The 25169-nt window shown below is 60.3% G+C and carries 25 protein-coding genes and 2 pseudogenes; 21 read left to right on the top strand and 6 right to left on the bottom strand.

What is annotated here, in order from left to right; all coding sequences use genetic code 11:
* Positions 1-76 precede the first annotated feature (76 nt).
* Both mdtN and V1289_RS08980 read right to left on the bottom strand, forming a co-directional pair.
* Positions 77-1129: a multidrug transporter subunit MdtN gene (mdtN, locus tag V1289_RS08985; RefSeq protein WP_334396614.1), complete on the bottom strand. Its 1053-nt coding sequence runs from the start codon at positions 1127-1129 to the stop codon at positions 77-79.
* 2 nt (positions 1130-1131) lie between these two features.
* Positions 1132-1485, bottom strand: coding sequence for a YtcA family lipoprotein (locus V1289_RS08980; protein WP_334396613.1), 354 nt, complete (start codon positions 1483-1485; stop codon positions 1132-1134).
* A gap of 640 nt (positions 1486-2125) precedes the next feature.
* Between V1289_RS08980 and V1289_RS08975 the strand changes: the two genes are divergently transcribed.
* From V1289_RS08975 to V1289_RS08950, 6 genes are all read left to right on the top strand, one after another.
* Entirely contained in the window at positions 2126-2653 is a 528-nt protein-coding gene (locus V1289_RS08975) for a Dps family protein (RefSeq protein ID WP_442895974.1), read from the top strand.
* Positions 2654-2851: 198 nt separating this feature from the next.
* Positions 2852-3220 carry a glutathione S-transferase family protein gene (locus V1289_RS08970; RefSeq protein WP_334396612.1) on the top strand — a complete coding sequence of 123 codons (369 nt, stop codon included), beginning with the start codon at positions 2852-2854 and terminating at the stop codon, positions 3218-3220.
* A gap of 217 nt (positions 3221-3437) precedes the next feature.
* Complete coding sequence (locus tag V1289_RS08965; protein WP_334407996.1) at positions 3438-3662, top strand: hypothetical protein; 225 nt, start codon at positions 3438-3440, stop codon at positions 3660-3662.
* A 1-nt stretch (position 3663) separates the two neighbouring features.
* Positions 3664-4326, top strand: a complete 663-nt coding sequence (locus V1289_RS08960) for an HAD family hydrolase (protein WP_334396611.1) — start codon at positions 3664-3666, stop codon at positions 4324-4326.
* 69 nt (positions 4327-4395) lie between these two features.
* The gene (locus V1289_RS08955; protein WP_334396610.1) at positions 4396-4899 is read left to right on the top strand and encodes an NUDIX domain-containing protein; all 504 of its coding nucleotides are present in this window, start codon (positions 4396-4398) and stop codon (positions 4897-4899) included.
* Positions 4896-5360 (top strand): metallophosphoesterase family protein, encoded by a 465-nt coding sequence (locus V1289_RS08950; protein ID WP_334396609.1) that lies wholly within the window; start codon positions 4896-4898, stop codon positions 5358-5360. Before V1289_RS08955 ends, V1289_RS08950 begins: the two co-directional genes overlap by 4 nt.
* Positions 5361-5382: 22 nt before the next feature.
* On the opposite strand, the pseudogene V1289_RS08945 reads toward V1289_RS08950, so the two are convergent.
* Positions 5383-6164, bottom strand: a pseudogene (locus tag V1289_RS08945) (ATP dependent DNA ligase); the annotation flags it as partial.
* Positions 6165-6761: 597 nt separating this feature from the next.
* On the opposite strand from V1289_RS08945, the gene V1289_RS08940 reads away from it, so the two are divergent.
* Positions 6762-7466 (top strand): Crp/Fnr family transcriptional regulator, encoded by a 705-nt coding sequence (locus tag V1289_RS08940; protein ID WP_334396608.1) that lies wholly within the window; start codon positions 6762-6764, stop codon positions 7464-7466.
* A 75-nt stretch (positions 7467-7541) separates the two neighbouring features.
* Here V1289_RS08940 and V1289_RS08935 read toward each other — a convergent pair whose 3' ends face one another.
* The gene (locus V1289_RS08935; protein ID WP_334396607.1) at positions 7542-8216 is read right to left on the bottom strand and encodes a cell envelope biogenesis protein TolA; all 675 of its coding nucleotides are present in this window, start codon (positions 8214-8216) and stop codon (positions 7542-7544) included.
* A gap of 144 nt (positions 8217-8360) precedes the next feature.
* Here V1289_RS08935 and V1289_RS08930 point away from each other — a divergent pair.
* Positions 8361-8504: pseudogene (locus tag V1289_RS08930) on the top strand (non-homologous end-joining DNA ligase); the annotation flags it as partial.
* A gap of 72 nt (positions 8505-8576) precedes the next feature.
* Here V1289_RS08930 and V1289_RS08925 read toward each other — a convergent pair.
* Positions 8577-9566: a LysR family transcriptional regulator gene (locus V1289_RS08925; RefSeq protein WP_334396605.1), complete on the bottom strand. Its 990-nt coding sequence runs from the start codon at positions 9564-9566 to the stop codon at positions 8577-8579.
* A gap of 97 nt (positions 9567-9663) precedes the next feature.
* Here V1289_RS08925 and V1289_RS08920 point away from each other — a divergent pair, with 97 nt between their 5' ends.
* Entirely contained in the window at positions 9664-10335 is a 672-nt protein-coding gene (locus tag V1289_RS08920) for a hypothetical protein (protein ID WP_334396604.1), read from the top strand.
* 64 nt (positions 10336-10399) lie between these two features.
* On the top strand, positions 10400-11173 hold the full coding sequence (locus tag V1289_RS08915) for a helix-turn-helix domain-containing protein (protein ID WP_334396603.1): 774 nt from the start codon (positions 10400-10402) through the stop codon (positions 11171-11173).
* Positions 11174-11232: 59 nt separating this feature from the next.
* Here the strand turns inward: V1289_RS08915 and V1289_RS08910 are convergent, their stop codons facing one another.
* A complete protein-coding gene (locus V1289_RS08910; RefSeq protein ID WP_334396602.1) occupies positions 11233-12126 on the bottom strand; it encodes a LysR family transcriptional regulator in 894 nt (297 codons plus the stop codon).
* Between the two features lie 103 nt (positions 12127-12229).
* Between V1289_RS08910 and V1289_RS08905 the strand changes: the two genes are divergently transcribed.
* The 11 genes from V1289_RS08905 to V1289_RS08855 all read left to right on the top strand — a co-directional run bounded on the left by V1289_RS08905 (position 12230) and on the right by V1289_RS08855 (position 25014).
* Positions 12230-13651 carry an aldehyde dehydrogenase family protein gene (locus V1289_RS08905; RefSeq protein ID WP_334396601.1) on the top strand — a complete coding sequence of 474 codons (1422 nt, stop codon included), beginning with the start codon at positions 12230-12232 and terminating at the stop codon, positions 13649-13651.
* A 495-nt stretch (positions 13652-14146) separates the two neighbouring features.
* Positions 14147-14830: a helix-turn-helix domain-containing protein gene (locus V1289_RS08900; RefSeq protein WP_334407352.1), complete on the top strand. Its 684-nt coding sequence runs from the start codon at positions 14147-14149 to the stop codon at positions 14828-14830.
* 186 nt (positions 14831-15016) lie between these two features.
* Entirely contained in the window at positions 15017-15919 is a 903-nt protein-coding gene (locus V1289_RS08895; protein WP_334396600.1) for an alpha/beta fold hydrolase, read from the top strand.
* Positions 15920-15982: 63 nt separating this feature from the next.
* Complete coding sequence (locus V1289_RS08890; RefSeq protein WP_334396599.1) at positions 15983-16435, top strand: (2Fe-2S)-binding protein; 453 nt, start codon at positions 15983-15985, stop codon at positions 16433-16435.
* Positions 16432-18582, top strand: a complete 2151-nt coding sequence (locus V1289_RS08885) for a xanthine dehydrogenase family protein molybdopterin-binding subunit (RefSeq protein ID WP_334407350.1) — start codon at positions 16432-16434, stop codon at positions 18580-18582. The genes V1289_RS08890 and V1289_RS08885 overlap by 4 nt, the downstream gene beginning before the upstream one ends.
* The gene (locus V1289_RS08880) at positions 18579-19877 is read left to right on the top strand and encodes a c-type cytochrome (RefSeq protein WP_334396598.1); all 1299 of its coding nucleotides are present in this window, start codon (positions 18579-18581) and stop codon (positions 19875-19877) included. The genes V1289_RS08885 and V1289_RS08880 overlap by 4 nt, the downstream gene beginning before the upstream one ends.
* A gap of 498 nt (positions 19878-20375) precedes the next feature.
* Positions 20376-21407 (top strand): GlxA family transcriptional regulator, encoded by a 1032-nt coding sequence (locus V1289_RS08875; RefSeq protein ID WP_334396597.1) that lies wholly within the window; start codon positions 20376-20378, stop codon positions 21405-21407.
* Positions 21408-21597: 190 nt separating this feature from the next.
* Positions 21598-21969 (top strand): nuclear transport factor 2 family protein, encoded by a 372-nt coding sequence (locus V1289_RS08870; protein WP_334396596.1) that lies wholly within the window; start codon positions 21598-21600, stop codon positions 21967-21969.
* Between the two features lie 156 nt (positions 21970-22125).
* Entirely contained in the window at positions 22126-23148 is a 1023-nt protein-coding gene (locus V1289_RS08865; RefSeq protein WP_334396595.1) for a zinc-binding dehydrogenase, read from the top strand.
* A 38-nt stretch (positions 23149-23186) separates the two neighbouring features.
* The gene (locus V1289_RS08860; RefSeq protein ID WP_334396594.1) at positions 23187-23615 is read left to right on the top strand and encodes a nuclear transport factor 2 family protein; all 429 of its coding nucleotides are present in this window, start codon (positions 23187-23189) and stop codon (positions 23613-23615) included.
* A 19-nt stretch (positions 23616-23634) separates the two neighbouring features.
* Positions 23635-25014: an aldehyde dehydrogenase family protein gene (locus tag V1289_RS08855; RefSeq protein WP_334396593.1), complete on the top strand. Its 1380-nt coding sequence runs from the start codon at positions 23635-23637 to the stop codon at positions 25012-25014.
* The last annotated feature ends 155 nt before the right edge of the window (positions 25015-25169 follow it).

Here is a 25169-nt window from a genome sequence, read left to right as displayed (position 1 = left end):
AAGCCGGATGGAGAACTCGAGACGGCCCGGAAACGGACGCAGCAGCGCCAGGCGCTCGCGGAATTGCTGCCCAAAGCTATCTACATGCGCGGCCATGCTTGACCTCAACGACCGCGCTCGCGCCGAGCCGCATCAGCTGCTGTTGCGGCTGCTCTATCCGTACCCTCACTGGAAACCGCTGTGCCACGCGCACCCAATTGAGCGATCGCTCGACATAAGGCAGCGACTTCGGAAGATTCACGCGATCGGTGTCCAGGACACCGGTTCCGAGGCCTTGCACGATCCCCTTGAGCGGTCGTTGACGATCGATCATCGAATGAACCGTCACGCAGTCGCCAACGGAAATCGCGTCCAGATCGGTTTCCCGGAAGTTGGCGACGGCGAACCATTCCTCGGTGTTGACCAACGTAAAAAGCGTTTGAGAGGGCGCGACCATCTCTCCCGTCGACACGCTCAATCCGACAACGCGGCCGGCATGGGTTGCGCGGACAGTGGTGTCATCCAGCCCGCGCTGGGCTAACGCCAACGCAGCTTTTCGGGCCTGCACATTGGCCCGGGCCGCGGCGTCGGTATCGATGGCGGTGATGGCGGCCGCCTCCTGAACGTGCGCCTGCTGAAGGGACGTTTCCGCGTCGTTCCGCGAAGTCTGGGCTTGGTCGAGCTGTTGGGTCGGCACGTAGCCCTTTGCGGCCAGCGGAGTCAGCCGTTCGACGGTGCGCTTGGCGAGTTCCAGATTGGTCTCCGCGCGCTGTACTTGCTCGGCGGCAACTTTGGCGGCGGAGCGCTGGGTCGAGAGCAGCCGTTCCTGGGTATCCAGCGAAGCCTCGGCAATGGCCAAATCGGCTTCGGCCTGGGCTACCGCGATGCGATGCGGCACCGGATCGATTTGGAACAGCAGGTCACCCTTGGAAACGAGTGTGTTTTCGGAAACCGGGATTTCGATGATCCGACCGCCGATCGCCGCGGCGACGTGGACGACATCGGCATCGATCGTTGCCGCGTCGGTCCATGGCATCACGGCGTTTCGGCGAGCGACGTAAATCGCGATGCCAATCGCCGTCGCGATCAGCAGAATGGAAATCAGCTTGCCGATCGGCAGCGAAGGTGCCCGTTTTCCCGCGGTCTTCATCGTCAGCGCCCGAAACAAATGAGCCAGACCAGCAACGCAAAGATAGCGCCGAGCGACGTGCAGAGCGGGAGTTGAAACGGCAGAACGTCGGTAAGGTTACGGGCAGCGAAAAAGATCCGCGCGCCGAAGGCAACGAAAATGCCGAGTACGGCGCAAAGCAGCCACGCCGGAAAAAAAGCTCCGAATAGATCGAAGGAAGGTGCGCCTGCTTCAGAACAACCGCACAGCGACAGCAGCGGCAGCGCAAGGACGCCGGCGCTGACAGGACGTCGCTTGATCCGGTGCTCCGCCCAATAGGGATGTCGTGCCACCAGGTATGGCAGCGCCTTACGCCAGGATAGTGCTGCGACCTTCATACGAACTCTGTGCCAAGCTGCGATCTCACATGACGGTTACGGCCGCCGCGGGGACGACGTTCGCATCAGTTCGGACATATCGCGTCATCTTACGCAAGCACAGCGTCGAACTCTTGTCGAAAACTGCTCTAATCGCAGCACCACGAAACCGGGCGGTCTGGGGCTCGGGCTGTCGATCTGTCGGTCGATTATCGAAGCGCATGCCGGACTATTGTGAACGAAGGCCTAACGTGCCACGTGGCGCTATCTTGGCTTCATTGCGTTTGTTTATCCGGCCACCGGGCACGGCGCATTCCTATGTCTGTGTAGGCGCCAGCAGCATGTCAACAAAGGCAAAGCCCCGGTGACGAAAAATCTTCCATCATTCTTCGGCGTTCCTATCAGGGTCATCGGTCACTTGAGGCGGGAGTGTTGTCCGGCGCGCTCACCGTAGATCATTGCACGATCCAGTTTTGAGCGCAAACGTACGAAAAATATTCGTGGCGTCCAATCATACGACGCTCGTTCGTGAGACTGTCATTGCTGCTAAAAGTTCCGACGGATTGGCCGCCCGATTGCAAGGAGTGACGACAAATGACACTGCAGGACGCGAAGGTGCGCGGGACGGCGCCGCTCGCCGTCCAATCTATCCTCGAATTCGGTGAAATTGATTTCCGCGGCTCTCACGGAAATGTTGGCGGATATGTTCGCCTTATATCTCAAAACCAAGAATTTCCATTGGTATGTATCCGGTCCGCATTTTCGCGACGATCATCGTATGCTGGACGAACAAGGTGCTCAAATTCTTGCGACGACAGATGCGATAGCCGAGCGGGCCCGGAAGGTCGGAGGAACGACGATCCGCTCCATCGGACATATTTCCCGCCTCCAGCGAGTATTAGACAATGATGCCGACTACGTCACCTCGCTCGACATGCTGGCTGAGCTCCGTGACGACAATCTCCAGCTTGCCGCCCGTCTGCGGGAGACCCATAGACTGTGCGGCGAAAACGGCGACGTCGCCAGCGCGAGTTTGATCGAGCCCTGGATCGATGAGGCGGAGGGCCGAACCTGGTTCTTGTTCGAGAGCAGCCGACGCGGTGCTTTGGCCGGCGCCGGACGCAGCGCTGCGGCGCTTGGAACTAGCAAGGTTTCTGCGAACGGCCGGGTTGGCATGTCCCCCGTATGATGACTTGGACATCAGAGACGCATGTCCTCCCTCGATGCGCTCTGGTGGAAAACTGACACCAACAAAAACGGCTAGTTCTGCGATATTTGTTGTCGATGCGGGGCCGTCAAAAAATGTGTCAACAGATGTGTCAATAACCCTTGAGAAACCATCGCCATCGGCTGACGAATTGCCTAGCCGTACTCGGGAGCTTGCTCGATGGCGGCGCACATCATGCTGCAAGAAAGCGGTGAGAAGTATCAATCGCAACGGGTTAATTTCGCTGATGCAGAGCAGCGCTCTGAGGCATACTTGAAGATTAATCCGCAGGGCCGCGTGCCCGCGTTGATCCTTGATAACGGTGAGCCTCTTGCCGAAAATACTGCGATGCTTCCATATTTGGGCAAGCGATTTGGACTTTGGCCGACCGATGCAATCGCCGAGGCGAGGGTATTGTCACTCATAGGCTTCTTGGCGACGAATGTTCACCCTTCTGTCGCGCACATGTGGCGGCCAGAGGCCTTAGACGAACGCCACCCAGTCAGCTTACAGCTGAGACAGGCGTCATCGTCTGCAATACAAGTCTGACGAGATCGACCTGCCGATGTGTACCGGTTTTATCGAATGTCGTTCGCAAGTGCCAGCGTGCAGTCTCGAAGGCGATGCTGAGCGCCGCGGCGCATCAGCGAGTGTGGCGCCTTGTGCAAGCAAGCCTGTCAGGGCCGCTTGGCGAGGCGAAAGGCCGAATACGTTTGCTAGTTTGCCCAAATCCAAACGGGGTTTCTCGTCTGGCTGTTTGACGAACATGATCGCCTGCGCAGCCGGCATGAAGAATCTCTCGGAATTTTCCACGCCGAGCGGCATTACGGTGGAAATTAGGGCCGGTCGCCCCGAGGGCCTGGGGCTCGGCGAGCGCGGTCCCGTGTGGTGGGGCGACGGGTCGCCGGATCTCAACCGGCACATGGCGAAGAACACACTTTATGCCGAGTGGTATGCGAAACTAGCTCGCTCCGACCAGGGAGGAATGTGAATTGCCAAAAGCCGCAATCTTCGATCTCGACGGCACGCTTTTGGACTCGGTGGATCTCCACGCGTTGGCATGGCAGGAAGCCATGCTCAAGTTTGGCCACGATGTGAGTTTCGAACAGGTGAGGGGCCAGATCGGCAAGGGGGGAGACAAGCTCATTCCCGTATTCCTTTCCGCTGACGAACAACGAGACCACGGCAAAGAACTCGAAGAGTGGCGAGGCAACCGTTTCAAAACCGAATATCTGCCGCTTGTACGTCCCTTCTCGGCGGTCCCGGACCTGCTCCGGCGCGTGCGCGACGCTGGACTTCAGATCGCGGTTGCTTCCTCGGCCAAGAAGGATGAAGTCGACCAGTATCTCGACATCGCAGGCATCACCGATCTGGTGGATCTGAAAACGTCTTCGGACGATGTGGAAGAATCCAAACCCGCACCGGACATCTTCGAGATCGTTCTCAAGAAGCTCAAGATCGAAGGCGCCGACGCCGTCGCGATCGGTGACACGCCCTATGACGCTGAAGCGGCAGGGAAGGCTGGCGTCGCGACCATCGGCGTGCTCTGCGGCGGGTTTCCTGAGAGTTCGCTGAGGCAAGCCGGATGCGTCGAGGTGTATCAGGGGCCTGCTGCGCTACTAGCTCTTTTCGAACGTTCGTTGCTGGGCAAGTAGCCAAACATCGTGCCTCAGATCCTGCGCCCTTGGCTCAGCCCTCGATTTGCGTCTCAAAATAGAAGCGATATGGCAGCGCTAACAAAGACTTCCAAGCGATCGGCGTTGAGCGCGGGCATTCTGGCCTACCGGAAAGGCGCTGGCGGGCTCGAAGTTCTGCTCGTTCACCCCGGCGGTCCGTTCTGGCGCCAGAAGGACGATGGCGCCTGGTCCATCCCGAAGGGCGAAATCGATGCCGCGGAAGATCCAGAGCAGGCGGCGCGACGTGAGTTTGCCGAGGAACTCGGCACCAGCGCCTCGATTGGTCGGCTGCAGGCCTTAGGGGAGGTTCGTCAGCGAGGAGGGAAACGCGTCATCGCATTCACCGGCGAGGGCCATTTTGATCCCGCGGCACTGGCGAGCAATACGTTCGATATCGAATGGCCGCCCCGAAGCGGTCGGCGACAGAGCTTTCCTGAAGTCGACCGCGCGGAATGGTTCGATATCGAGTTCGCACGAACGAAGATGCTCTCCGGGCAAATGGAGCTTCTCGATCGTCTTTTGGCGATGACGGGTGAGAGCGCCGGGAAATGATGTTCAGGATCGGAATCATTTCGGACACGCACGGCCTGTTGAGGCCCGAGGCGGAACAGCGCCTGACGGGCGTCGACCACATCGTTCACGCCGGCGACATCGGGCGTCCCGAAATCGTCGACGCGCTTCGCCGGATCGCGCCAGTCACCGCCATCCGTGGGAACGTGGACAACGGCGAGTGGGCCTGCGAGTACCCCGATACGAAACTGGTGCGCCTGGCGGGAATTTCGATCTACGTTCTGCACGACCTGAAGACGCTGCAGATCGACCCCGGCGCCGGTATCGACGTGATCATTTCCGGACATTCCCACGTACCGAAGATCGACACGGTCGGCGGCGTCCTCTACCTGAATCCCGGCAGCGCGGGACGGCGGCGCTTCAAGTTGCCGATCACGCTTGCGACGCTCGAAGTCACGCCTGAGGGCATGCGACCGGAAATCCACGACCTTGGAGGCGACTGAACGCATCGCCGTGAAGGGTTCGCTATTTACGCGAACGTTCTCGTTCGCGCACGACATCCTTCGCTCGCTTGTCGGACCTCAGTCCAAGGTAGACGGGCTGGCGCAGTTCGCCCTTGCCCGTCCACTCCGCGAATTTGACCTCGGCAACCAGTGAGGGCCTGACCCAGGTCGTGGCGGCCTCGTCTTTCACTTTGGCAGGAAAGGGCGATTTAGGAGCCGTCAGCTCACGAGCTTGGCGTGGAGGTCTTCCAGGACCTTGTGGCTGAAGCCAGCGCCTACATGTCCGATGTAGCGCCATGTGTCGTCTTCCCGCACGGCGAGGACCAGGGCGCCGAAGAACGGCCGGGTGCGCCTGGGCGCCGTGAATCCGGCGATCACCACTTCCTGCCAATCCGGGGTGCGGCTTCCGGACGTATACGCGCTGTCGGCGCGCTTCGCCATGACGCCTTCCAAACCCCTCCGCTCTGCCTCGGCAAAGAATTTGGTACCATCCCCTTTGCGGTGGGCGCTAAAGGCGACCAGCTTGTCGCGCGGGAGAATCGCCTTCAGCCGCTTCTTGCGTTCGAGGAGAGGCTGCTTGCGCAAGTCCACTGCGTTCTCAAACATGAGATCGAAGGCGCAATACAGGAGCTTCGCTTCATGGCGCAGCGCATTTTGGAGCAGCTGGAAATGCGAGATGCCGTCCTTTCCGATCGCGACGAGGTCGCCGTCGATCACGGCGTCGCCCTTCACGCACTCCAGCGCTTTGGCGACTTCCATATAGTTGCGGCTGATGATCTTGCCATTGCGGCTGTAGAGCGCAAGCGCCTATCGCCGTGTAGGAGTCTGATCGACTTCCGGTGATTGAGTTGCCGGTTGCCAATGCCATGCATTGAAAAGCGGAAGAACGTTCAATGCATCGCAGCCGCATTCAAGATTAACCGCCAGTTCTAAGCGCATCCCGCTTTCGTCCGTCTGTCCCGTTCCCGACATTTCAAATCAAGCCACTGTGGCTGAAACACTTGGCTTCAGATACGGCTGGTTCACCCGGCACAAACCAGCGCAGAAGCGCGAAGTCTGAGCGGGTCTCGCACGCCGTCCGCCGCCTGCTTCAAGATGTGCTGAGCCATCACAGATTTGAGGGTTTCAGATTTGGAACCATCCGGGAGAGCCGCCCAAGCTTCATCAAGGGACCGTTCGGAGCAGAATCAAGGTTTCGGGATCATATTGGGCCATCGCAGCACCTTCAGAAGCCACTCCAAACGCTGACCCCAGGGCTGTCTGCTAAGTTCCCGACATAGCTGGAAATAAAGCTCGCTTTCCCCCATCAAAGGCCTAAGCGTCTGTGCATTATCGGCATACCTTCTGGGCGCCGCTGACTGAGAGTTCGGTAACGCTCCCGCCTGTACTCGGGAGCATGACATGCGCAATTCCGGTAATTTGCTATTGGCCTCTCTTTCCGAGAGTGACGCAGCCGCTCTGCGGCCACACCTGAAATCCGTCCATCTGGACCATGAGCGGGTTTTGTTTGAGGCCGGGGGAAAGGTCTCGGACATCTACTTTCCGACAGGTGCCATCGTCTCGCTTGTGGCGGGTCTTTCCTCTGGAGAGCTAATTGAAGCGGCGATGGTCGGCAAAGATGGTGTCGTCGGCACCTTCGCCGCGCTTGGTGGCAACGTCCCCATCAATCAGGCCATAGTTCAACTCGCCGGACCCGCGCTAACGTGCAAAATAAGTGAGCTCCGAAGCGCGGTGCTTCAAAGTCAGTCCTTGCTATCAACGCTGTTTCGGCATGAGCAAACGGTCTATGCGCAGGCGAGCCAATCGGCTGCATGTATGGCAGCCCATCAGGTGGAAGCGCGACTATGCCGATGGCTTCTTCGGTCAAGAGACTTAGCGGGCTCGGATAGTCTACAGTTCACCCAAGAATTTCTTGCCGAGATGTTGGGCGTCAAGCGAACCAGCGTGACGTTGCATGCGCGCACGCTGCAACAGGCCGGAATGATAAAGTATTCGAGGGGCCATATTCAAATCATCGATGTTGAAGCCCTGCAGGAAACCGTCTGCGAATGCTACGACACCGTCAAATCGTACTACCAAGCATTGCTCGGGCCGCAGTCGGCATAATTCTTCCAGCCTTCTGGTGCGGCCGGCCACGTCAGCTATGCCGCCGAAAGCGGAAGCAGAGCATAAGCCGCTCCGTCATTGGCCAATGCGGGTTGATGGCGCTGCTCGTGGGTGCCGCCGACTAAGAACCGTTGACCAACCCCGCACGCGCCGCAGCGCGGCTTCCAATCGCTCCTTCTCCTTATCCCAGCGGGCTTCCTCGGTTCGCGATCTCTTCTCGAGTGCCTCGACCTCGGCCTTGATGGCGGCGGCCCGCTTCGCGTGCTCCTGCTCCGCCTTCTCCAACGCAGCCTGCGCCTTGTCGACCGCGTGTTGACGGCGTTCACGGTCCTTCTGCTTGGCGGCCTCTTCGCTCGCCCGTTCGCGCTCACGACGCTTCTGCTCCTTTTCGTAGACGAGAGCGGCCTTTCGCTCCGCCGCCTTGTCGACGGGGCGAGAGTAAAGCTGCTTCGCTTGACTGCCTTTCGACTTGCGGGCGGCCTTCTTTGCCCCGGAGCCGCCTAGATTGGTGGGCAGCTCAGCACGCTCGCCGAAGGATCCGTCGGATCCGACGGGGCGCCGGAGCACAACGCCCGGTTTCGCCATGGCCGCGGCGATGATGTCCGGATCGTCGCTTTCCTTCGCCGCGCCCTGATGGAAGAGATTGCTGTCCGCCCCCCACGCTTCCAGAGCCGCTTTCATCGACGGCGCCGCGATCGCCAGATCGAAGAAGCCCAGCGAAGTCTGATAGGTTTTCAATTTCCTGGCCATCGGCCTGATCCACCCTGCCCGATCGATCGTCAATGTCGCGCACGCCACGGCGCCTGCGGAACACGACGTGGCCTCGAAGCGTTCCCTCATCCTTGAAGGACTTCCATGCAGTTCGCAACGCGCTCTTAAAAGGATTGCCCTCGAATGAGCCGGACGTCGACCCTGCCCAAACGCCTGCAGCCGATGCTCGCTACGCTCACCGACGCGCCGTTCGACGATCCCGGCTGGGTTTTCGAGGACAAGTACGACGGATTCCGGATGATCGCAGAAATCCGCCGGGGCAAGGTTGGACGAAGTGCAAATCCGCGTTCCGCTGCCGCGACCGACCAGACCGAGCCGGACTTCCAGCTGTCGGCAAATCTAAGGAACATTTACGGACGCGGGGTACCCCGCATCGTCCTTCCGAGCGGGATGACTTCGCTTTGTGTTGACCAAATCCCAGATCGGCGGCGATCCAACTACGGTACGCAACGAAGCAATGAACGCGATCACTTTTGCGGGCGGTTCCGCAAGTGCCCTCAGCACGTAAATTCCACCCGTTTCTCCGTCTGCGCCAACCGCTGTCGCCAGAAGACGCCTCAATGAGCCAGCCGCTATGTCCTGCCCAACGACCCAACTTGGCAAAAGAGCAATGCCAAACCCGGACAATGCTGCCTCTCGTAGTGCCTCGAAGTCATCGCATCGGAACACATCCCGAATACCGGCGAGCCGTTGATTCGCTTTTCCAAGCAAACGGGACCAGCCCAGGACATCCGAGCCGTGCAACTTGTCGAGCAAGCGATGCCCTGCCAGCGCTGCGATTGAATTCGGACGGCCAAATTTGTCGAGATAGTGCGGACTCGCGACCATTCGCATTTCATGCGCGGCCAGCTTCGTTGCTATCAGAGAACTGTCCGCGAGTTGGCCGACTCGAATAACGGCGTCCAGTCGCTCAGTTACCGGATCGGCGATGTGTTCGCTCAAATCGAGCTCCGCATTCAACTCCGGATGTTCCGATAGCAAGGCCTCGAGAGCGGGCACCACATAGCGCTTGCCGAAGGTCGGAAGACTGGCAATCCGTAGCACCCCGCTTACAGCGCCGGTGAGCGCAAGGACCTCGCCTCGCAAATCGGCAAGGTTATCAAGGACCGGTTGCGCCCGCTGCAATACCAATTGGCCAGCACTGGTTGGTACCAACGCGCGGGTAGAACGGGTCAATAGCGGCACGCCCAGATTTGCTTCAAGCGCGTCGATCTGTCGTACGATCGAGGAGTGCGTCATTGAACGCCGGCGCGCGACGGCCGAGAAGCTGCCGAGGCGGCAGACTTCAACGAAGACCGAAAGATACTCGGCGAACCTCACATTTTCCATCTGTGCATTTTGTGCACAGTTGTTTCTGTCAAGCAATCCCTTAACCGGCGCTGGCCGGTCGTCTAGTGTTCTTCTGTCCAATCGAAAAGTATACCAAGTGAGTGACATCATTCTTAAGGACAAAATCCTGTCGTCGTCCGCTTACAGCCATGTAATCGCTGTTCCGCAGGCGAAAATCGACATCGCGCACTGGTTGCTTAAGCTCGCCGAACCGAAATATCGGCGATGCTGTCCGCCGGATCACATAAGCTGTGGCTCGACCTTCACCGACGACGGCACGCGGATGTCAATCAACGTCGAGATGATTGGACGGACAGTGACGCTCCAGCATTATATCGCGGAGACCGCTACAGCGCATCTTTGCCGCATGATCTCCACGTCGGATGGGTTCACGCAAAACGGCCGCACGCGCGTGCAGATAATTTGGACGCTCAGCGTGAAACCCCGTCGACGACATTCACTACGAATGACTAACAGCGTTGTCGCTCATCCCACGGCAGCGTTCACGGACTTCATCGCCGCGCGCAACACCAGCTTCGAACCGGCCGCTGACGCCGGGCAACGCGGTGGCGAGCATAATCGGCGTGATAAGCATCGCGCACCGGGCGTCGGCTCTGCAAAGAGCTCTCCTCAACTGAATTCGATGGCTGGACCGCGGGCTTCAAATGCCCCAGGGCGTTGTGAAACCTATAGAGGAAGTGATGACCGAGGCTTATGGACAACGGCTTGGTGGGCGATTTCGAGTCGAGAGCGCGCCAGCGATCGTTAGCGGAGCATTGCGTACAGGTGATATCGCGGTCACGGAGATTCGAAGCGACAATCCGCTACCGGAGATGGCCGGTCCGATTCAGTATGAAGATGCTTTTGTCGTCGGTTTGAAACTCCGTGATTTTCCCGCTCACAAATATTGGGAGGATGGCCGACTGACGCCAGTGTGCGACTTGCGGGCTGGCGAGAGTTGTCTCCATGACCTGAAACGGGCTCCCACCGTTCTCCTCGATCAGCCCTATCACACTCTGGCGTTTTATCTGCCGCGTGCGGCGTTAGATGCGATCGCTGACGAGGCCAACGCGCCGCGAATTCGCGATCTGAGCTATCAGCCCGGCGCGGGCGTCAACGACGTCGCGATTTCCGGCCTCGGGGGCTTGCTGCGACCTGCCCTCAGCCATCCCGACCAAGCTAACCGGTTGTTTGTCGACCACGTCCTGCTGGCGCTTGGGGTGCATGTCGCTCAGACCTATGGAGGCATGCGGCCAATGTTGCGGCCGGCCCGGGGTGGGCTCACGCCATGGCAGGAGCGACGCGCGAGGGAATTTCTTCTCGCCAACATCAAGAACGGTGTGGCGCTTAAGCAGGTGGCGCGAGAGTGCGGCCTGTCAGTGGGCTATTTCTCGCACGCCTTTCGTCGCACGCTGGGAGTGGCGCCGCACAAGTGGCTCACTGAGCAGCGTGTCGAGCTATCCAAGGAAAAGCTGCGCGATGACGGGCTGTCGCTATCGGATGTGGCCGCGGAGTGCGGCTTCAGCGACCAAAGCCACCTCACGCGAATCTTCAGACAGGCGGTCGGCGTAACTCCGGGCGTGTGGCGTCGCGCCCTCAAGCGTTAGCGAGCGAGAAGCAAAACATAACCTCTAGTAGAATTCGTCGGGCGGCGTCAAAAGAACTTTCACCTCACTGCCTTTTCCCGGATCAGGTTGATCATGGCGCGCAAGGCGGCGGGTACATGCCGACGTCCGGGATAATAGAGCGACAGGCCTCGAAAGGGCGGCGTCCATGCATCAAGTACGCGAACCAGCGAGCCGGCCGCGAGATCGGCCGCGACATTCCATTCGGTGAGATAGGCTAGGCCGACCCCGGCCCGCGCCGCCGCCAACATTAAATTGGACTCGTCGAGGATCAGCGGTCCTTCACCGTCGATCGCCAGCGTTTCGCCGTGGCGCTCGAACTCCCAACGATAGATGCCACCGCTCGGCAGTCGGCTGCGGATACAGCGATGCCGAGAGAGATCGGCAGGCGTGCGTGGCTTCGGATGCTGCTTGAAATAGGCCGGCGATCCGACAACTGCGAAACGTTGATCGCGCCCCAGCGGCACGGCGATCATGTCCCGCGGCACCATTTCAGCCAGCCGCACGCCGGCGTCGAACCCATCAACGACAATATCGACCAGTCGTCCCTCAGTGACGATGTCGACCGTCACGTCGGGATATCGGCGCAGATACTCGAACACCAGCGGCTCCATCTGCCGCGCCGCGCCCGCCGACGTGCTGATGCGCAATGTTCCGGCCGGCGTCTCGCGATGACTTCCCGCCCGTTCCATTGCTTCTCTGATCTGGCCCAGCGCCGGCGCAACGCCGGAAACGAACTGCTCACCAGCCTCGGTCAGCGACACGCTGCGCGTTGTTCGGTGGAACAGGCGCACGCCGAGTTTCGCTTCCAGCGCGGCGATGGCATGGCTCAACGCCGAGCGCGACATGCCGAGTTCGGTGGCAGCCGCTCGGAAGCCGCGGTGGCGCGCCACCGCCAGCACAGCATCAAGTTCGATTAATCCCGATGACCGCATTGTCCGGATTCCTGCACCACTTCTTGCAGAATTATACACCTTATCGCACCAACGATAACGCCCTATCTTCCGATCCATCCACCGTTCTCTGGGAGAGAGTGCCATGCGCTTCATCGACAAGATCTATATCGACGGCGGCTTCGTCACACCGCACGGGACTGAGCTCTTTGACCTCCACAACCCTGCGACGGCGCAGGTCATCGGTCGGGTGCGCCTCGCCGACGCGGAGGACGCACGCGCCGCTATCGCTGCCGCCAAACGCGCCTTCCCGGCCTTCTCGCGCACGAGCAGGGCCGAACGCATCGCCCTGCTGCGGCGGATGCATGCCGCCATCAAGGCGCGTCGGGCGGACCTGCTGGAAGCAATCGTCGAAGAGTATGGCGCACCCGTCTCGCGTGCCGGCTTCATGGCCGACCACTCGGCAGATGTCCTCCTCGATATGGCGCAGGTGCTGGAGGATTATCGCTTTACACGTCACGTCGGCACCGCCGAGGTGATGATGGAGCCTCTGGGTGTCGCTGGCCTCATAACGCCCTGGAACAGCGATGCCAGCTTCATTTGCGGCAAGCTCGCTGCCGCCATCGCGGCCGGCTGCACGACGGTCATCAAACCGAGCGAGATGAGCGCGATCCAGACACAGGTGGTAACCGAAGCGCTGCATCAGGCCGGAGTACCGGCTGGCGTGTTCAACATCGTCACTGGCCGGGGCGAAGTCGTCGGCGCCGAGATCACCGGCCACCCCGATGTCGCGAAGATCTCCTTCACCGGGTCGACCGCGGTCGGCAAAGCAATCCTGCGCGCCGGCGCGGAGACGATGAAAAGGATCACGCTCGAACTCGGCGGCAAGTCTCCCACCGTCATCCTGGACGATGCCAATCTGGCCCAGGCGATTCCGTTGGCCATCGGTGCGGGCTTCATGAACAGCGGACAGGCTTGTATCGCCGGCACGCGCATCCTCGTGCCACGGAGCAGACTCGGTGAGGTGGAAGAGCTTGCGAAGGCGGCGGTCAGACAGGTCAAGACCGGCGATCCGCGCGACCCCAAAACGACCGTCGGCCCGATGGTCAGCCAGAAGCAATGGGATCGCGTTCAACGTTATATCCTTATCGGTATCGACGAGGGCACGCTGCTTGCCGGCGGCGAGGGCAAGCCGGACGGGCTCGACGGCTGGTTCGTGCGGCCGACGCTGTTCACCAACGTTCGCAATGACATGACCATTGCGCGCGAGGAGATCTTCGGGCCGGTTCTGTCGATCATTCCCTATGCAGATGACGAAGAGGCGATCGCCATCGCCAACGACACGGTCTGCGGCCTGCAAGCGTATGTCCTGTCCGGCGACACGGATCGTGCTAGACGAGTGGCCGACCGGATCGTTGCCGGTCGCGTGCTGATCAACACGCTGGCCCACGAGCCGATGGCACCGTTCGGCGGGTTCAAGCAATCCGGCATCGGCCGCGAATACGGCGACTTCGGGCTGGAGGCGTTTCTTGAGCCGAAATCCCTGCTCGGCCTCCACGCCGCCTGACACGCCAAATCGTCAACAATGCCGGCGGCACGGTCAGCTCAGTCGATATAGAGAGCTCGGTACAGCAAACGACTCACGAAATCGGCATCAACAAAAGTCGATCTCCAGCCCGCGTCTAGCTCGCATCCATCCGTGCTTGGCTGCAAGTCCGCGCCCAAAAAGAGCATAGGAAAACAGCGGAGATCACGTCCGTTCAAGAATTGTCTTAGCAACTGTGGGATGGTCGCCGTTGGACTGGCATTGACCTTCATACGAAAGGAAATCTTCACTGACGATGACCTTCCAATGCGAGTCACGACATCAGATCCAAGAAGCTACGAAATGTGGATCTGCAGTTTGGCGCTTTGAGCGATTGGTTGAGTGATGACCGAGGCCTATGGACACCGGCTTGGTAGGCGATTTCGAGTCGAGAGCGCACCGGCGATCGTTACTCGCGCATTACGCAAAGCGATTATAGCAGTCACAGAGATTCGATGTGACAGTCCGTTGTCCGAAATGTATGGTCCGATCCAGCAGGAAGATGCTTTTCTCGTCGGTTTATACCTCCGCGATTCTCCAAATCGCGAATATTGGGAGGATGGCCGACGAGTGTCGGTGTGCGACCAGCGGATTGGCGAGAGTTGTCTTCATGACCTGAGGCGAGTTCCCACCGCTCGATACGACAAGCCCTATCACACTCTGGCGTTTTATCTGCCGCGTGCGGCGTTAGATGCGATCGCTGACAACGCCAACGCGCCGCGAATTCGTGATTTAAGGTATGAGCCCGGCGCGGGCGTCAACGACCTCACGATTTCCGGCTTGGGAAGCTTGCTGCGGCCCGCCCTCAGTCATCCCGACCAGGCGAACCCGTTGTTTGTCGACCACGTTCTGCTGGCGGTCGGGGTGCATGTCGCTCAGACCTATGGAGGCATGCGGCCAATGTCGCGGCCGGCCCGGGGTGGGCTGACGCCATGGCAGGAGCGACGCGCGAGAGAAATTCTTCAAGCCAACATCAAGCACGGTGTGGCGCTCAAGGAGGTGGCGCGAGAGTGTGGCCTATCAGTGGGCTCTTTCTCGCACGCCTTTCGTCGCACGCTGGGAGTGGCGCCGCACAAGTGGCTCACTGAGCAGCGTGTCGAGCTATCCAAGGAAAAGCTGCGTAATGACGGACTGTCGCTATCCTGCAGAATTCCACAGTAACCGTCCAAATGGATCAGGAACGAACAAGAGCGTCGGAAGTAGGTCGGCTACTCCTCATCCGGAACCAAGAGGAGCAAGTCACATGTCCAAACTTGCAATCGTTACGACAACTTTGCCTGCAATCGGCCCCGTCCGACTTGACAAAGGATGGCGTTCCGAAAACCTGGCGCCGGAGGCACGAGATCGATGACCATCCGTCGAGCTACGTGCCGGGCAAACGGCATCCGCCAGTTCTACCTCGAAGCCGGGGCCGGTCCCCCAGTGGTCCTCCTGCACGGTTTCCCGCAGACCAGCTTCGCTTGGCGTTTCCAGATTCCAGCGCTTGACCCCCATTACCGCGTGATTGCTCCGGACCTGCGTGGGTACGGCGAGACCGACAAGCCGTCGAAAGGCTACGACAAGAGGACAATGGCCAACGATATCGTCGAGCTCTTGAAGACGCTCGGCGTCGGGCGCGTCGCATTGGTCGGCCACGATCGCGGCGCGCGGGTCGCGACCCGCCTCGCCAAGGACCACCCGAATTTGGTCGACCGCCTGGTCGTCATCGACAACGTTCCGACCCGCATCGTCGCGCGCGAAATGAACGCGAAGATCGCCCGCGAGTATTGGTTCTTCATGTTCCACCAGATTCCTGATCTGCCAGAGGCATTGATCGCCGGACGCGAGGACATCTGGCTTCGTCACTTCTTTTCCGACTGGTGCCACGATCCGATGACGATCTCCGGCGAGGCGTTCGAGACCTATGTGAGAGCCTACAGCGCCCCCGGCGCCATACGGGGCGCGATGTCCGACTATCGTGCCAGTGCAGAAGACGTCGCGCAGGACCTTGAGGATGCCGACCGGAAGATCAGGTGCCCCGTGCTTTCGCTTTGGGGCGCCGATTTCGGCGCCGTCGGCCGTCTGTTCGACATGAAGGCCGTTTGGAGCGAGATGGCAGAAAACCTCTCAGTAGCTCCGATCGAACGCTGCGGCCATCTTCCGCAGGAAGAGCAACCGGAAGCCGTCAACAGGCTGCTTCTCGACTTTCTCGACGGATGGGCCGGTCAAACTGGAAAGCAGATACGGCGAGAAACATCCAATGCGCGTTGAGCTCAGACAAGAAACGTTCTTCCCCGCTGGACAATGCTCCGTCCGCATCGACCGAGATGACAAATGATATCGCTTAACGTCAACGGACGGGACTATGCCGTGCAGGCTCCCGATGACATGCCATTACTCTGGGTCCTGCGCGATCTCCTGAACCTCAAGGGGACCAAATTCGGATGCGGGATCGCGCAATGCGGCGCGTGTACCGTGCATGTGGACGGCCGGCCCGTTCGATCTTGCATGTTGCCGGCCGCGAACGTCGGCTCGCGCGAGGTGACGACAATCGAGGCCATCGGGCAAAAGGAGAGCGGGCGCAGGATTCAACAGGCGTGGCTCGAACTCGAGGTCGTCCAATGCGGCTACTGCCAGTCGGGTCAGATCATGAGCGCGGCGGCTCTTATCGAGCACAATCGCTCTCCCGATGATGTTGAAATCGATGCGGCAATGGCTGGAAACATCTGCCGTTGCGCGACCTACGCCCGCATACGCGCCGCGATCAAGTCGGCCTCACGCACATGACCGGGCACCTGTCGATTTCCCGACGCAAGTTAATCGTAGGCGGCCTCATGGTCGCCTTCGCCTGTAGCGCCCGAGCAAGAGCCGCAACGTCCGGAGCGACAGGACCGAGCGCAATTAGTGGTTTCGTCCGCATCTCGCACAAGGGGGGCATATCGCTGGTGATGCCGAGCGTCGAGATGGGTCAGGGTATCTACACCGCGGAAGCGGCCTTGCTGGCCGAGGAACTCGACGTACGTCTCGATCAGATCATGGCGATTGCCGCGCCGCCCGACGCATCGCTTTACGCGCAGCCTCTCTTCAAGGCTCAGATGACGGGCGGGTCCACCTCGATCCGAGGATTCTGGACTCCTCTTCGGCAGGCGGGAGCGGCTGCGCGATCCATGCTCGTTGCCGCAGCGGCGCAGGCTTGGGGAGTGCACCCGGACGAATGCTCCACGAAGGAGGGCACGATCCTGCATTCATTGACGGGCCGTGTGCTGAGATACGAAGAGGTGGCTGAATCGGCCGCGACCCAGCCGATGCCCGAAGATCCGGTACTGAAATCGCGCGAAGAGTTCAAGATCATCGGCAAATCCCAACGTCGGATCGATACGCCGGCCAAGGTGAACGGGAGCGCGGTCTACGGGATCGATGTGACGGTCGATGGAATGAAGACCGCAGCCGTGGCGATTAGCCCCGTGGACGGAGGTAGGCTGAAATCGGTCGATGACAACCGTGCGCGAAAGATCCCGGGCGTCATCGACGTCTTGCGCATCGACGACGCGGTGGCAGTTGTCGGCGAACACTACTGGGCCGCCCGCGCCGGCGTTGAAGCACTGGATATCGATTGGGAGTTGGGACCGAACGCGAAAGTGACCACCGCATCGATTCGCGCCGAAGCAGCTAAAGCGGCCGATGAGGGCACGCCGATCAAGGCTCTCGAACGCGGCGACATCGAGACCAGCCTCAAGAACGCGACGAAGCGGGTGACAGCCGAATACGAACTTCCGTTTTTGGCTCACGCGACGATGGAGCCGATCAATACGACCGTTCACGTCCGTCCCGATAGTTGCGATATCTGGGTCGGCACTCAGACGCCCGTGGTGGCTCAGAAGCATGCGGCCAGGATCACCGGACTTCCGGTCGACAAGGTGGCGTTGCACAATCATCTCATCGGAGGAGGATTCGGGCGCAGGCTCCAAGCGGACACGATCGAGCAGGCCGTTCATTTCGCCAAGCAGGTCCCCTATCCCCTGAAGATCATCTGGACGCGCGAGCAGGATATCCGGCACGATCGCTTTCGCCCCTGTTATCTCGACAGGTTAGCAGCGGGTCTGGACGAGCAAGGCCAGCCCATGGTCTGGACCCATCGCACCATATCGGGAACGGTCAGGCGTTACTTCGCTGAAGACGGCTGGCCGGAAGGAAAGCTCGACAAGGATGCCGTCGATGGCGCCTGGGACAGCCCCTATGCGTTCCCAGCGATAAGGGTCGACTGGATCAGGCACGATCCGCCAGTCAAGTTGAACTGGTGGCGGGGCGTCGGCCCTACGCACAACGTTTTCGTCGTCGAGAGTTTCCTGGACGAGTTGGCGCATGAGGCAGGGCACGATCCGGTCGCCTACAGGCGGGCATTGCTCGACGCCAATCCGCGCGCGATAGCCGTGCTGGACAAGGTTGCCGACGCTGCTGGCTGGAGCATGCCGTTGGAGCCGAGGACGGGGCGTGGGGTGTCGCTACATCAGAACTTCGGAACCTACGCCGCTCTGGTCGTCGAAGTCGGAGTGGCTCTCTCCGGCGAGATCTCCCTGAAGAAGATCGTGGCGGCCGTCGACTGTGGTATCCAGATCAATCCAGACACCGTCCGCGCGCAGATTGAGGGCGGCGTTCTGTTCGGACTATCGGCCGCTCTGTTCAATGGCATTACCTTCGATGAAGGGCGCGTACAACAGGGCAATTTCAACGACTACAGACAACTTCGCATCAACGAGACGCCGCCGATCGAGGTCCACCTGTTGGATAGCGGCGAGGGGCCCGGCGGCCTGGGCGAGGTGGGCACGGTATCTGCGGCCCCGGCGCTCGGGAACGCGATCTTCGCAGCGACCGGCGTCCGCCTCCGCCGCCTGCCGGTCGAGCGGAGGCTGTTGTCCAAAAGGGAAAGCTCATGAATCGGCGGCGCACGCTCATCACTATAGGCGCTCTGGGTGTCGTCGGTGCGATTGCGGCCGCTTGCTTCTTCTTCTGGCCTGCCTCTATCGAGGCGGTCCAGGCCACGGACGCGCAACAAACCGGATCCGCACTGGTCGCGAAGGGTGAGTATCTGACCAAAGCGGCTGATTGCGCCGCCTGCCATACGGTTCCCGGCGGCAAACCATTCGCGGGCGGGCGTGCCTTCAAACTTCCGTTCGGTACGATCTATTCGACTAACATCACGCCCGATCGGGAAACGGGGATCGGCCGGTGGAGCGATGCGGAATTTGTGAGAGCGCTACATCGGGGAATCGGGAGAAATGGAGAGGATCTCTATCCCGCCTTTCCGTATACGGCTTATGCGCTTCTGTCGACCGACGACGTGCTTGCCATCCGTGCCTATCTTTCGACCGTGCTGCCGGTGACCGCGCGGAACGCCGATAACACGCTCGTCTTCCCTTTCAACCAACGGTACGTGCTGAGGGCCTGGAAGCTCCTGTTTGTGCCGACCAGGCCATGGAAGCCGTCTGCGACCCACGACGCCGCATGGAATCGCGGATCGTATCTCGCCGAAGCGCTCGCGCATTGCGGCGAATGCCACACCCCCCGCAATCTGATGTTTGCGACGAAGAGTAGCAGGAAGTACGCCGGGGCGGTCGTTGACGGGTGGAAGGCGTACAACATCACCTCCGACAGTGAGACCGGCATAGGCGCATGGTCCGCCGCCGAAATAGAACAGTATCTGTCTTCCGGGCACGCGCCCGCACATGGTAGCGCCGGGGGTGGCATGGCCGAGGCGATCGATCTCAGTCTTCGTCATCTATCTTCCGAAGACATTGCCGCGCTGGCCCGATATTTGAGGACAGTTCCGCCGCAACGATCCGAACTCGCTGCCCGAGTCGTCCGCGATCCGGGCACGTTGAATGGCGCTACAGCGTGGTCACCCGGAGCGGACCGCGACGAGAGTGCTGGCTTCCAGGTATTCGCTTCGGCGTGTGCGAGTTGCCACGGCTGGGACGGCAATGGTCAGCAGACCGGCAATGCTGGACTTCGCGGCTCCCGCAGCGTGAACGACCCCGATGGCACAAATGTTGTCCGCGCCGTACTTGAAGGCATCAAGATTGGGGCGCTTGGTGGCCACAACACGATGCCCCCATTCGCCGACGCATATTCCGACGCGGAGATCGCTGCCGTCAGCAACTACGTCATCGGGCATTTCGGCGGCAAGCAAGGCAATGTCACGGCGGCAGAGGTTCGTGCCTCTCGCGACTGAGCCATACCGTCAGATGAAGCGAAGTTGAGACCTGTGCAAATCATTGCGTTCCCAGCGCTGGCGCTGCTGATTTAGCGTCTTGTCGCAAACGCGAGCGGTCACGGGATCGCTGCGACGAAGTTAGGGAGTGTTGCGCTTGGCATTTTTTTTCCTCGCCCTGGGACAGACTGCGTCGGCGGACGCAGGATTGCAGAGAAGCTGAAAAGCTGTGTATCGGCGTGGGGTCCCGACGCCGATCGGCGAGCTAAGTTATTGATCTACTAAGCGGTGGAGGGGTCAAGCTTCGGCGCTTCCTCACAGACCAGAAGCGCTGGCCGAAGCTTGCAAAAGCTTTCTCCAGGCGCTTTGATTGAACGTCAAGCCCACGGGTTGGGTCTTGGAGCATTCGGTGATCAGTAGCGGCTCTGCGCTTCTCCTTCAGGCCTGATCAAGTGACTCCTTCTGGCGGATGCGTCGCAATCTAGAAGATTCTGGCTCAAAGCCGTCCGGTCGGACATAATGGCCAACATGAAACTTCAACCCGCCAGGCACGCGCCCACCAGCGATTCCGAGCCCCGCCACATTGGCATTCTCGCTTATCCGGGTGTGGCGTTGCTCGACGCTGTCGGTCCGCTTGAGGTCTTTGCCGCCGCAAATATCATTCTCGCCGAGCGTAAACCACCTTCTGCCAAGGCCTACCACGTCGAGGTCTGGTCCGAACACGTCGGAGCGATTGACGGATCTTGCGGTGTTAGCTTGAACGCGACGCGCTCGATTGCGACGGTAGCACCTTTCGAGCTCGATACCCTGATCGTGGCGGGCGCGCCAGGAATCGACAACCCCGCCTCCCGGCCATGTGTCGACTGGCTCAGGCAGACCACCGGAGGAATTCGCCGGGTGGGCGGAATCTGCACTGGCGTTTTCCTGCTCGCGGAAGCCGGCCTACTGGACGGTTGCCGCGCCGTAACACATTGGGCTTTTTGTGATGAATTGGCGCGGCGCTACCCTGCGATCCAGGTCGAAGCCGATCCGATTTTTCTGCGGGACGGTCGCTTCTATACTACGGCCGGCATGACCGCAGGAATGGACCTCGCCCTGGCGCTGGTGCAGGACGATCTCGGGCGCGATGTAGCACTTGCTGCCGCCCGATTGATGGTGCTGTTTCTCAAGCGGCCTGGAGGCCAGTCGCAGTTCAGCGCTCATCTCGCAGCGCAATTTGATGGGGATGGTCCCATCGGCGAACTGCAGCGCTGGATTCTCGACCACCTGTCCAGCGATCTGACGATCGAGGCGCTTGCTCAACGCGTGCATATGAGTCCCCGCAACTTCGTGCGTAACTTCGAGCGGGAAGCGGGCGCACCGCCCGGCGTGTTCGTGGAGCGCGCCCGCCTGGATGCGGCGCGCCGCGCTCTCGAAGATGACGAGTATCAAATTGAAACTATCGCCAGGCATTGCGGCTTCACCAGCGCCGAGATTCTTCGTCGCCTCTTTCAGCGGCGCTTGGGCGTGAGTCCGACTGCTTACAGAAAGCGCTTTCGATCGACGCATTGAAAGCGCCGCAGGAACGGGACGACCGGAAGATCGACCGACGGCTTACGCATGGTCGGAGATCGGCGCCCGCCTGATCGCGTCGCCGTACCCCTCCCGGTTTTTGGCACGAAACGTGGGATTAATGGCATGGCCTAGGGTGGTGCCGCGTCGGTAGAATTTAGCGGCATCGGCGGGCGGCGGAGCGAACGCAGTGGGAAACGCCAAACAAATCGCGCTTCGTGCATTGACCGGCGCTTTCATTCGGCGGGATCCGAGCGTGGCCGAACGCTATTTCGCCGAAGATTATGTTCAGCACAACCCCGCGATTCCTAACGGACGGGCGGCTATTCCCGGCCTCATAGCGAACTTGAGCAAGGACTTTTCCTATGAGCCCGGCATGGTCGTGGCGGAGGGAGATTTGGTTATGGTGCACGGCCGCTATGTCGGGTGGGGACCGAGGCCAATGATCGCGGTCGATATCTTTCGTGTGGCGAAAGGTAAATTGGCCGAACACTGGGATGTAATGCAGGAGGAAGTCGAGGCGTCCGCGACGGCGAGTGGCAACCCCATGTTTGGCGATTGATGTGCGGCCGCGGAGCGATGTCAAAAGCCACATAGAATTTTTATATCAATACCGAGACGCTGTAGAGCAACACCACCCCTCCTGTTTGGCAGGAAGCGCAGACCAATAGGAGAGGTGTGGATGATCCAGGCTTGAATGTAAGCGACGGAGGGGATTATGGCGAAATCGAAATCCATGTATCGCGCGGTGCACGCGGTGAGCCCGGGAAAGCTGGAGCTGACCGAGAAGCCGTTGTCTGATCCTCCGCCACAGCATGTCCGCATTCGCGTCGAGGCATGCGGCGTATGTCATTCGGATTCCGCGACGGTCGAAGGAATTCTGCCGATCCAGTGGCCCAGAGTGCCTGGTCACGAAGCGGTTGGACGGATCGACGCCATCGGAGACGGAGTCGAAGGCTGGAAGATGGGCCAGCGCGTCGGTGTGGGCTTCCTCGGTGGCAGTTGCGGGTACTGCGTGTACTGCCGCGATGGCGATCTCGTGAACTGCGTGAATCAGGGTTACACCGGCGTACAGCACGACGGCGGCTATGCCGAAATGATGATCGCCAGGTCGAGCGGTTTGATCGCTGTGCCGGATGATCTTTCCTCCGTCGATGCGGCGCCCCTGTTATGTGCCGGCCTGACGACCTTCAGCGCCCTCAGGAATTCTTCGGCGCGAGCCGGAGACCTCGTTGCGGTGTTCGGGGTCGGCGGGCTAGGCCACCTCGGCGTGCAATACGCGCGGCGGATGGGGTTTGAGGTCATCGCGATCGACCGCGGGGCCGATCGGGCCGAGCTTTCAAAAAAACTGGGCGCTCATCACTATATCGACAGCGATACGACGGACATCGCCAAAACACTCCAGGAGCGCGGTGGCGCTCAGATGGTGCTGGCTACCGCTTCCGGCGGCAAGGCGGTCGCAGCCGCACTCGGCGGCCTGCGGCGCGGCGGCGTTGTGATTTCGCTCGGGGCCACCGATGAGCCGATTGAGTTGTCGGCGTTCGAGCTTCTTTTCAAGCAACTCAGTGTTGACGGCGCCTTGACGGGTACGCCAGAGGCGGGAGACGCGACGCTCAGATTCAGCGTCCTTAGCGACGTCGCCGCCATGATCGAAACCTTGCCACTTGAACGCGCCGCGGAGGCCTACGCGCGGATGATGTCCGGCAAGGCGCGCTTTCGGATGGTTCTGACCATGGTGTAGGTGGCACTTGCAATCAATAACGCCTGGGAGAAGTGAGAATGAATAAAGACAACGATGTGAAGGCGATCACAAGAAAGTTTTTCGCCGCCTATAACGCTCATGATGTCGATGGCATGCTGGCTCTTTGCGCCGAAGGCGCACAAGGACGATATCTTCCTTATGGCAAGAAAAGCCTCATGCCGATCCGGGGTGGCCTTGAACAAATCTGGCGCGGCTTGCTGGGGGTCGTGCCGGATTTCGGTGTCGAGGTAGACGAGATGATCCAGGCCGAAGGACACATCGTCGTGGTACAGGCGCTGCTCGGTGGGGCCATGCCGGCGGACGTTCCTGGTCTTGTAGCGAAAGGCAAGTCCGATCGCATCGCCCACGCCTATATCATCCGTTACAACGCGGAAGGCAAAATCACGCATCTGGATTGTTATTGGGACAACACCGCGATCAACGCCATCAAGGCGAGCGTTTTGTGAGATGTCCGGAGAAACCGCAATGAACAAGTTCGAGGATATCTTCAAGGTGCAGAAGGCGCTGTTCGCGACAGGCATCACGCGTACGTACGAATGGCGTGTCGATCAGCTCGACCGTATGGCTCGCATGATCAGGGAGAACGGCGAGCGCTTTCAGAAGGCGATGGCCAAGGATTTCAAGACGGCCTCGCAGGAATACATCTTCGAGACCGCTGCATCGGCTGGCGAGTCCGAGGTCCAGAAGAGCCAGTTGAAGGAATGGATGAAGCCGGTCGAGGCGCCGATTCCAACCTTCCTGGCCAAGACCGGCCACAAGGGGATCATTTATCGCGAGCCATACGGCGTGGCGTTGATCATTGGGCCATTCAACGGGCCCCTGCTGTTGCTGATCCGCCCGGCGCTGGCAGCGCTCGCGGCCGGCAACACCTGCATTCTCACCCTGAGTGAGGCGCTCCCGGGAACGACCGAAGTGCTCCTCGACCTGGTCCCGAAGTATTTCGATCCGGGCGCCGTGACCGCCGTCCCGGGCGGCAAGGAGACGAATACCGAGCTGCTAAAGCTGCCTAATGACTTCATCTTCTTCACTGGCAGCACGTTTGTCGGCAAGATCGTCGCCCGGGCGGCTGCGGAAACCCTCACGCCGGTCCTGCTCGAACTTGGCGGGATGAACCCCGCCGTCGTGGACGAGACCGCCAACATCCCTGATGCGGCGAAGAAGATCGTCTGGGGGGCGATGGCCTGGGGCGGCCAATGGTGTACCTCGCCGGGCTACGCCTATGTCCATGAGTCTGTCGCGGACGCATTTGCGGCCGAGGCAAAAAAGGCGCTGATCGAGCTGTTTGGCAACGATCCAAAATCCAATTCCGACTATTCGCGGATCATCAACGCGCGTACGGTCGACCGGCTGGCGGGGCTCATCGACCCCTCCAAGGTCATCGCTGGCGGCAAGTCGGATCGGGATGCGCATTACCTCGACCCCACGCTCCTCTATCCCATCACCTGGGACGACAAGATCATGGAGGACGAGGTCTTCGGTCCGATCCTGCCAATCCTGACCTACAAGTCCTTCGACGAGGCGATGATGCGGATGGCGAAAACGGGACGTCCGCTCGCCGGCTTCATCTTCAGCCGCGACCAGAAAGCCATTGACCTGTTCATCGGCCAGTTGTCCTTCGGTGGGGGCGGCGTGAACCTGGTGAACGTGCACCTCTTCGTCGAGACCATGCCGTTTGGCGGCAGTGGGTCCGCGGGCATCGGCCACTACTACGGAAAATACGGCTTCGACGCGCTTACCCACGCCAAGTCGATGCTGATCTCTCCGCCCGACGTATCGATAGAACATTTGTACTCGCCCTTCACCGAAGAAAAGAACCGGCAACTTGCGGGATGGTTCGAGTACTGAGGCGGTCATGGCCCCGGTCTCATCCTGGACGGATGCCGTCCTCCCACACGCTCAGAGGCGCTGCGGCGGGCCGCAGCAGGTGTTGACGGGTGCATAGCGCAGCTTTGCGGAATGAAGAAAGTCATGACTTTGGCACGCTTAAAATCGGTGACCGG

It is taken from the genome of Bradyrhizobium sp. AZCC 2289 (genome assembly GCF_036924615.1).
In the GTDB taxonomy this organism is placed as follows: Bacteria; Pseudomonadota; Alphaproteobacteria; order Rhizobiales; family Xanthobacteraceae; genus Bradyrhizobium.
This window is presented reverse-complemented; position numbering and strand designations above follow the sequence as displayed.

Bases quoted from the DNA above. Each gene is read 5' to 3' on its own strand.
- mdtN (WP_334396614.1), bottom strand. From the start codon at position 1,129: ATGAAGACCGCGGGAAAACGGGCACCTTCGCTGCCGATCGGCAAGCTG.
- V1289_RS08980 (WP_334396613.1), bottom strand. From the start codon at position 1,485: ATGAAGGTCGCAGCACTATCCTGGCGTAAGGCGCTGCCATACCTGGTG.
- V1289_RS08970 (WP_334396612.1), top strand. From the start codon at position 2,852: ATGGCGGCGCACATCATGCTGCAAGAAAGCGGTGAGAAGTATCAATCG.
- V1289_RS08965 (WP_334407996.1), top strand. From the start codon at position 3,438: ATGATCGCCTGCGCAGCCGGCATGAAGAATCTCTCGGAATTTTCCACG.
- V1289_RS08955 (WP_334396610.1), top strand. From the start codon at position 4,396: ATGGCAGCGCTAACAAAGACTTCCAAGCGATCGGCGTTGAGCGCGGGC.
- V1289_RS08950 (WP_334396609.1), top strand. From the start codon at position 4,896: ATGATGTTCAGGATCGGAATCATTTCGGACACGCACGGCCTGTTGAGG.
- V1289_RS08940 (WP_334396608.1), top strand. From the start codon at position 6,762: ATGCGCAATTCCGGTAATTTGCTATTGGCCTCTCTTTCCGAGAGTGAC.
- V1289_RS08935 (WP_334396607.1), bottom strand. From the start codon at position 8,216: ATGGCCAGGAAATTGAAAACCTATCAGACTTCGCTGGGCTTCTTCGAT.
- V1289_RS08925 (WP_334396605.1), bottom strand. From the start codon at position 9,566: ATGGAAAATGTGAGGTTCGCCGAGTATCTTTCGGTCTTCGTTGAAGTC.
- V1289_RS08915 (WP_334396603.1), top strand. From the start codon at position 10,400: ATGGCCGGTCCGATTCAGTATGAAGATGCTTTTGTCGTCGGTTTGAAA.
- V1289_RS08910 (WP_334396602.1), bottom strand. From the start codon at position 12,126: ATGCGGTCATCGGGATTAATCGAACTTGATGCTGTGCTGGCGGTGGCG.
- V1289_RS08905 (WP_334396601.1), top strand. From the start codon at position 12,230: ATGCGCTTCATCGACAAGATCTATATCGACGGCGGCTTCGTCACACCG.
- V1289_RS08900 (WP_334407352.1), top strand. From the start codon at position 14,147: ATGTATGGTCCGATCCAGCAGGAAGATGCTTTTCTCGTCGGTTTATAC.
- V1289_RS08895 (WP_334396600.1), top strand. From the start codon at position 15,017: ATGACCATCCGTCGAGCTACGTGCCGGGCAAACGGCATCCGCCAGTTC.
- V1289_RS08890 (WP_334396599.1), top strand. From the start codon at position 15,983: ATGATATCGCTTAACGTCAACGGACGGGACTATGCCGTGCAGGCTCCC.
- V1289_RS08885 (WP_334407350.1), top strand. From the start codon at position 16,432: ATGACCGGGCACCTGTCGATTTCCCGACGCAAGTTAATCGTAGGCGGC.
- V1289_RS08880 (WP_334396598.1), top strand. From the start codon at position 18,579: ATGAATCGGCGGCGCACGCTCATCACTATAGGCGCTCTGGGTGTCGTC.
- V1289_RS08875 (WP_334396597.1), top strand. From the start codon at position 20,376: ATGGCCAACATGAAACTTCAACCCGCCAGGCACGCGCCCACCAGCGAT.
- V1289_RS08865 (WP_334396595.1), top strand. From the start codon at position 22,126: ATGGCGAAATCGAAATCCATGTATCGCGCGGTGCACGCGGTGAGCCCG.
- V1289_RS08860 (WP_334396594.1), top strand. From the start codon at position 23,187: ATGAATAAAGACAACGATGTGAAGGCGATCACAAGAAAGTTTTTCGCC.
- V1289_RS08855 (WP_334396593.1), top strand. From the start codon at position 23,635: ATGAACAAGTTCGAGGATATCTTCAAGGTGCAGAAGGCGCTGTTCGCG.